The organism is uncultured Microbacterium sp., assembly GCF_947632095.1.
Taxonomy (GTDB): Bacteria; Actinomycetota; Actinomycetes; order Actinomycetales; family Microbacteriaceae; genus Microbacterium.
This window is the reverse complement of record NZ_CANROA010000081.1, coordinates 1-4,724: the sequence shown is the minus strand read 5'-3', so window position 1 is coordinate 4,724 and position 4,724 is coordinate 1. Positions and strand designations below refer to the sequence as shown.

The window sequence follows — 4,724 nt, the reverse complement described above, 5'->3', positions numbered from 1 at the left end:
CGCGGGAACCGAGATCTCCGGACGCACGATCACGATCGCACCGGCGAGCATCACGATGACGCCGATCTTCATGAACGTCGACAGGTAGTCGCGCGGCGCGAGCAGCAGCCACACCGGAAGGATCGCGGCGATGAAGCCGTAGACGATGATTCCCCAGGCGATGACCTCGCGATCGAGGTGGAAGAACGCCGCACCCCACTCGGTGCCGGCGACCCAACCGCCGCCGACGATCGCGGCCATCAGCAGCACGAAACCGATGATCGAGATCTCGGTCACCTTGCCGGGACGCAGGTAGCGCAGGTAAACGCCCATGAACAGGGCGATCGGGATCGTCATCGAGACCGAGAAGACGCCCCACGGGCTCTCGCCGAGCGCGTTGACGACGACGAGCGCGAGGATCGCGACGATGATGATCATGATGAGCAGCGCAGCGAGCATCGCGGCCGCCCCGCCGATCTTGCCGAGCTCCTGGCGGGCCATCTGCCCGATCGTGCGGCCACCGCGGCGCATCGAGAAGAACAGCACCGTGTAGTCCTGCACGGCACCGGCGAACACCACGCCGACAATGATCCAGATGGTTCCCGGCAGGTAACCCATCTGCGCGGCGAGCACCGGGCCGACGAGGGGACCTGCACCGGCGATCGCGGCGAAGTGGTGGCCGTAGAGCACGCGACGATCGGTGGGGACGTAGTCCTTGCCGTCCTGCTTGACCTCGGCGGGCGTCGCCCTCCGGTCATCGGGCCGCGTGATGTAGCGCTCGATCACCTTCGAGTAGAAGCGGTAGCCGATGAGATAGGTGCACACCGCGGCGAACACGAACCAGATCGCGTTGACGGTCTCACCGCGCACGATCGCGAGCATGACCCAGGCGACGCCGCCGAGAATCGCGATCGCCGCCCAGATGAGGATCTTCGGCAGCGACCAGCGGCTGCTCTTGGCCAGTTGCTCATCCGTGAGCGAGACCGGCGGAAGTTTCGGATCGGTGACGATCTCAGGTTCGTCCGTGGCGGCACCGGCTGCGTTTCTCGCAGAGCGGCGCGACGAGGGTGATGACATGGGAGCTCCTTGTGTGCGCGTCATTGCGTTGACTCACGTTAGGAGGGGGCGCTCGCCGACGGGAGAGGAATGGATGCCGGATGCGACGAGCGGCACGCCCCGGGCGACGAACGGCTATTTTCCCCGGTCGCGGCCCGGCCGACGAGCATCCGGCGACACTAGGCTGAAGAGGTGCCGAAGAACCGTGTGCTGTCGACCCGCGTGCTGTTGATCTGCGCCGCCGTCGGCGTCGCGACCGGCCTCGTCCTCGCGGCCGCCGGCTACCTCAGCATCCCGGTCTCCGCCGGCGTTCCGGTGCTCTACGGCCTGGTCCTCGGATCCCACGTGCTGCCCGGCATCATCGCCCAGTCGCTGTTGCGCGTGCCCGGCGTCGCGATCATCTCGCACGTGCTCGCCGCCCTCGTCTCCAGCGCCTTCGCCCCGGCATGGGTCATGCGTTACATCGGCACGGCCCTGCTCATCGGCGCCATCCAGGAGGGCATCACCGCCCTCGGCCGCTACAAGCACTGGGGAATGGGACGCTTCCTGATCTCGGCCGTCATCATCGGCGTGATCCTCGCCGTGCCGATCGGCTTCGCCGTCGACCTCGGCCAGTTCGCGCCCTGGGCGCGCGTGACCTACCTCGCCATGTTCGTGATCGGCCCGGTGGCATGGACGTTCGTGGGTGTGCGCATCGGCAACGCATTGCGTCGCGCAGGAGTCGTCACCAGGTAAGGCTCGGCTAACCTGTAGACGTGCCTGACTCCGAGCCCCTTCTGCGCGTCCGCGATCTCTCGCTCACGCATGCCGGAGCGCACCGCCCCTCGCCCGAGGGCGTGAGTTTCGAGGTGCGCCGCGGCGAGGTCGTGCTCCTGCTCGGCCCCAGCGGCTCCGGCAAGTCGACCCTGACGCTCGCGCTGAACGGGCTCATCCCCCAGGCCGTTCCGGCCGATATCGCCGGCACCGTCATCGTCGGCGGGCGCAGCACCGCCGACGCACCCGTCGCCGAGCTCAGCGCCGATGTCGCCATGGTCTTCCAGGACCCGGACGCGCAGCTCGTCACCGGAACCCTGCTCGATGAGGTCGCTTTCGCCCTCGAGAACATGCTGCTCCCGGTCGAGGAGGTGCTCCGGCGCACCGAAGAGGCGCTGAGCCGGGTCGGCCTGTGGGAGCGCCGCTCCTGGAACCCCGACCGGCTCTCCGGCGGTGGCCGCCAGCGCCTCGCGATCGCCTGCGCGATCGCCATGGGCTCGCCCCTCATCGTGCTCGACGAACCGACCGCGAACCTCGACCCGCAGGGCATCGACGACGTCTACGACGCACTCGAGGACCTCGTCTCCGGCGGCGAGCGCGCCATCATCCTCGTCGAGCACAACCTCGACGCCGCCATGCGCTTCGCGACCCGGGCGATCGTTCTCGACCAGCAGGGGCGCCTCGCCTTCGACGGACCGGTCGCCGACGTGCTGCGCAGCAATACCGATGCGCTGATCGATATGGGCGTGTGGCTTCCGGCGGCGACGCTCGCCGGGCGGACGCTGCGCGAGAAGGGGCTGCTCCCCGCAGATTCACCGCTGCCGCTGACCCCGGAGGAGCTCGCGGATGCCGTCGCGCACGCCCCCTCGTCGAGCGAGCGCGATGGGACGCCGCAGCCCGAGCGGGCACGGATGCTCGAGGGCGCCCCTCTCATCCGCACCCGGAACCTCACGGTCCGTCGCGGCCGGGCCGAGATCCTGCACGGAGTCGACCTGGACATCGATGCGGGCTCCCTCACGGCCATCGTCGGCGCGAACGGCGCCGGCAAGACCACGCTCATCCAGTCACTGGCAGGAGTGGTGCCGCCCCCGCGCGGCCAGGCGACGGTCGACGGCCTCGACCCGGGCCGCGCCTCTCCGCGCGATCTCGCCGACCGCATCGGCTTCGTGTTCCAGAACCCCGAGCACCAGTTCATCGCGCACACCGTCTTCGACGAGCTCGCGCACGGCCTGCGACTGCGCGGAACCTCCGATGCCGAGATCGCCGAACGCGTCGGCGCGATGCTCCACCGCTTCGGCCTCGAGCACAAGGCAGACATGCACCCCTTCCTGCTCTCCGGCGGAGAGAAGAGGCGCCTCTCGGTCGGCACAGCGCTCATCACGCGGCCGCGCGTGCTGGCCCTGGACGAGCCGACCTTCGGTCAGGATCGCGCCCGCGCCGACGCACTGCTGCGCCTGCTCGCCGGCCTTCGCGACGAGGGCACGACGATCCTCATCGTCACCCACGACCTCCAGCTCGTCGCCGACCGCACGACCCACACCGTGATCCTCTCCGACGGCCGCGTGCACGCCGCAGGCCCCACCCCCGAACTGTTCGCGACACCGGGCCTGTTCGAATCCGCGGGCCTGCGACTGCCTGCCCTGCACCGGGCGTTGAGCCCCGACCTGCGCCGCATCCTCGCGGAGGCCGCGCGATGACCACGATCACGTCCCCGACGAGCACCGTCGATCCGTATTCGCCCGGTGCCGCAGCATCCGCCCGGCACTACCTGCACCACCTCAACCCGCTGTCGAAGGTCGCCTCGGTGCTGCCGGCGATGATCCTGCTGATCTTCGTGCGCGACATCACGACGCCGCTGTGCTTCATCGCCCTGTCGTACGCCCTCCTGCTGACCGGCGCGCGACTCACAGCCCGCTCGCTCGCCCTCCTCCTGATCGCCGTCCCCGCAGGCATCGCCGTGCTCGCCCTCGGCTTCTCGATCTGGGTCGACGCCTCCGGCGTCGCCGAAACCGCACCGCTGCTGCGGATCGGCGGATGGACGCTGCACACCGGCGCCCTGCGGATCGGCCTCGCGACCGCGCTGCGCCTCGCCGCGATCCTCTCCCTCGCACTCATCGGCGGGCTCACCACGACCGGCCCCGACCTGGTGCGCTCCAGCATCCAGCAGCTGCGAGTGCCCTACCGGATCGGATACACGGCGCTCGCCGCCTACCGGTTCGTCCCGCGCTTCGGCTACGAGCTCAGCGTCATCCGCGCCGCCCACCGCGTGCGCGGAACCCACGGCGGACGCGGCCCCCTCGCGCGCATCGCCCGCGGCTGGGGGTACATCGTGCCGCTGCTGGCCGGTGCCATCCGCCATGCCGAACGCGTCGCCCTCGCGATGGACGCCCGCGCCTTCGGCGCGCACCCCACCCGCACAGAGCGCTACCTCGTGCCCTTCCGGGCCCGCGACATCGTCTTCATCGTGCTCGTGCTCGCAGCATCCGCCGCGATCTTCACCCTCCCGCTGCTGCCCGCCCTCATCGCGGCACCACAGGCGGCTTTGATACCCTGATCAGGCGATGACGACGACGGATGCAGTACCGGTGAGCACGACGATCTCCTCGCCGACCGCGGTTTCGAACTCCCCCGCCGATCGATTCATGCGCCGACTGCTGCGCATCACCACGATCCAGAAGTCGGTGAAGACCGAGCGGGAAGCGCACCGCGGCTTCCGCACCTCGATGATCGTGTCGGGTGTGCGCTGCCTCATCACCTACCTGCTCGTGCCGATCCTCGTGCCCATCATCGGGTTCGCGGGGATCGTCGCCGCGCCCATCGGCATCGCGCTGTGCCTCATCGCCGCGGTCAACGGCGTGATCAGCGTGCGGCGCTTCTGGCTCTCCGACCACCGCGCACGCTGGATGTACACCTGGTTCATCGCGTTCGTCTTCGTG

At 69.5% G+C, this 4,724-nt stretch carries 5 protein-coding genes; 4 read left to right on the top strand and 1 reads right to left on the bottom strand.

Annotated features, from left to right (window positions below):
• A partial coding sequence (locus Q0Z66_RS11945; RefSeq protein WP_298041449.1) for a carbon starvation CstA family protein occupies positions 1-1,056 on the bottom strand: 1,056 nt, incomplete at its 3' end.
• Positions 1,057-1,227: 171 nt separating this feature from the next.
• On the opposite strand from Q0Z66_RS11945, the gene Q0Z66_RS11940 reads away from it, so the two are divergent.
• The 4 genes from Q0Z66_RS11940 to Q0Z66_RS11925 form a co-directional block, all read left to right on the top strand.
• Positions 1,228-1,770, top strand: coding sequence for an ECF transporter S component (locus Q0Z66_RS11940; RefSeq protein WP_298041447.1), 543 nt, complete (start codon positions 1,228-1,230; stop codon positions 1,768-1,770).
• Positions 1,771-1,790: 20 nt separating this feature from the next.
• Positions 1,791-3,485: an ATP-binding cassette domain-containing protein gene (locus tag Q0Z66_RS11935; RefSeq protein ID WP_298041446.1), complete on the top strand. Its 1,695-nt coding sequence runs from the start codon at positions 1,791-1,793 to the stop codon at positions 3,483-3,485.
• On the top strand, positions 3,482-4,342 hold the full coding sequence (locus Q0Z66_RS11930; protein WP_298041444.1) for an energy-coupling factor transporter transmembrane component T: 861 nt from the start codon (positions 3,482-3,484) through the stop codon (positions 4,340-4,342). Before Q0Z66_RS11935 ends, Q0Z66_RS11930 begins: the two co-directional genes overlap by 4 nt.
• Before the next feature lie 88 nt (positions 4,343-4,430).
• Positions 4,431-4,724: hypothetical protein (locus Q0Z66_RS11925; RefSeq protein ID WP_298041442.1), on the top strand; the 294-nt coding region annotated here is incomplete at its 3' end.

Bases quoted from the DNA above. Each gene is read 5' to 3' on its own strand.
- Q0Z66_RS11930 (WP_298041444.1), top strand. From the start codon at position 3,482: ATGACCACGATCACGTCCCCGACGAGCACCGTCGATCCGTATTCGCCC.